Source organism: Pontibacter sp. HJ8 (genome assembly GCF_054824225.1).
Window position 1 is genome coordinate 1 of record NZ_JSYF01000541.1, and the last position, 2,525, is coordinate 2,525.

At 51.9% G+C, this 2,525-nt stretch carries 1 protein-coding gene; it reads left to right on the plus strand.

The window, feature by feature from the left end; translation table 11 throughout:
- On the plus strand, window positions 1-2,354 hold a 2,354-nt coding region (locus OB13_RS19080; protein ID WP_461491777.1), incomplete at its 5' end, for a heavy metal translocating P-type ATPase.
- Between the last annotated feature and the right edge of the window lie 171 nt (window positions 2,355-2,525).

Genomic DNA, 2,525 nt, shown 5'->3' on the forward strand with positions numbered 1-2,525 from the left:
GCAAGGACGAACCCGTTCTGGCGCACGACAAAGCGTTCTGCGGCGATGAGTGTAAAGCTGTTTATGAACTACTCGAAGAAAATAACCTCTGCACTTACTTTAACCTAGAAGAAAATCCGGGGCTGTCAGGCAAAAAGCCCTTTTCGGATGCCCGATTCGCCTACCTGGATGATCCAGGTGTAGAGGCGCAGCTGCTCAATTTCAAGAGCGATAAGATCGCTAAACTGACTTTCTACATCCCTCAGATGCACTGCAGCTCCTGTATCTGGCTGCTGGAAAACCTGTTTAAACTCAATCCGGGTGTAGCCGAGTCTACCGTCAACTTCCTCCGCAAAGAAGTGGCGATCACCTATCACCACGACAAAACGTCTCTGCGCCAGGTAGTGGCGCTGCTGGCCCGCATCGGCTATGAACCGGCCATCACACTGGCCGATACGGACGGCAAAAAAACAAGCAGGCAAAGCCGCACCATTACTTATAAGTTAGGTATAGCAGGGTTTGCCTTCGGTAACGTCATGCTGCTCGCTTTCCCGGACTACCTAGACTTTACACAGGGGCTGCAACGAAACTTTGGCTCTTTCTTCGGTTACCTGAGCATCCTGCTTGCTATACCTGTCTTCATTTACAGTGCCCGTGGTTTCTTTACTTCTGCCTGGCAGGGTATACGGCAGCGTATGGTCAACATCGACCTGCCCATCTCGACCGGCCTGCTGGCGCTCTTCTTCGTGAGCCTGTTTGATATTCTGACAGGACGCGGGCCAGGCTACCTGGACTCCTTTACCGGGCTGGTGTTCTTCATGCTGATCGGCAAGTATTTTCAGCAAAAAACCTACGACACGCTTTCCTTCGACAGGGACTATACCTCTTATTTCCCGGTATCCATCACCGTGCTCGAAGAGAACGGGGAAGAGTCCTCTACAGCCGTACGAAACCTGAAAGTAGGGGACCGGATCCGGATCCGGAATCAGGAGCTTATACCTGCCGATGCGATCCTGCTGCGGGGCCGCGCCATGATCGATTATAGCTTTGTGTCGGGTGAATCGGAGCCGGTGGAGAAAGTGATGGGAGAAGTGATTTATGCCGGAGGACGCCAGGTAGGAGAGAGCATTGAGCTGGAGATCGTCAAAGAAGTATCGCAAGGTTACCTGACGCAACTATGGAATGACAACGTGTTCTCTAAAAACGAAGTGCAAAACCTGCATACCTACTCCAACATTGCCGGCAAGTGGTTCATTATCGTGACCCTGATGGTAGCTGCGGGATCCCTCATTTACTGGGTGCCACGCGACACGGACATAGCCATAAAAGCATTTACCTCCGTGCTCATCATTGCCTGCCCCTGTGCCTTGTCCCTGGCTACGCCCTTTGTACACGGCTATACCGTGCGGGTGTTTGGCCGGAACAAGTTTTACCTCAAGAACATAGCTGTCGTGGAGACACTGGCTAAGATCGATACGGTCGTGTTTGACAAAACGGGTACGCTGACCGAGCCAAGTTCAGCGGAGCTAACTTACACTGGCAAAGAACTATCTATTGAGCAGAAGCAAGCGATACTTTCGGTATTGCGTCATTCCACGCACCCCTTGAGCCAGCGCATCAGCCAGGCCTTATCGGGCGAGACAGCGGCGGTTCAGAATTTCCAGGAATATGCCGGCAAAGGACTGGCAGGTGATGTCAACGGGCTCTTCGTCCGGATCGGTTCTTCGGCCTACCTGGGCGTTCCGGCGGATAAACTGAAAGACACACTGAAGACAACGGTCTACGTTTCCGTGGACGGCATCGTGCTGGGGTATTATACCTTCTTCAATGTATACAGACAAGGGCTGCAGTCAGTCTTACAGGGACTTGGCGATAAGAAGATTGCTGTGCTTTCCGGGGATAACAACCACGAGGAAGCACGTCTGAAAGAACTGCTGGGCCAGGAAGCCGAATTGAACTTTAACCAGTCACCGGTGCAGAAACTGGAATACATCCAGCGCCTCAAGCAGCAGGGACAGCACCAGGTGCTGATGGTGGGAGACGGCTTGAACGATGCCGGTGCGCTGAAACAGAGCGATGCAGGTATAGCACTGACCAATAGCGTGTCCAACTTCTCACCCTCCTGCGATGCCATTCTCGATGCGGAGGCCTTTGACAAGCTGAGCGTCTTCCTCAACTTCTCTAGAAAGACTATGAAGCTCATCCTGCTGACCTTCGCCGTTTCGCTGGCCTACAACGTGGTGGGGCTAACCATGGCGGTGATGGGATTATTCACTCCCATCGTATCTGCCATCCTAATGCCGATCAGCACCCTGAGCGTGATGACCTTTGCCACGCTCTCCGTGAAGTACGCCGCCAAACGCGCCGGACTTTGATTAATTAAGAATTTCAAATTAAGAATTAGGAATGAGAAATGAGAAATGAGAATAAACTCAGGACTCAGAACTCAAGACTCATAACTCAATACGCCATGTTCATCATCTTCTTACTTATCGCCATAAGCGTCACGGTAGCAGCAGGCTTTCTGGGAGCTTTTCTTTGGGCCG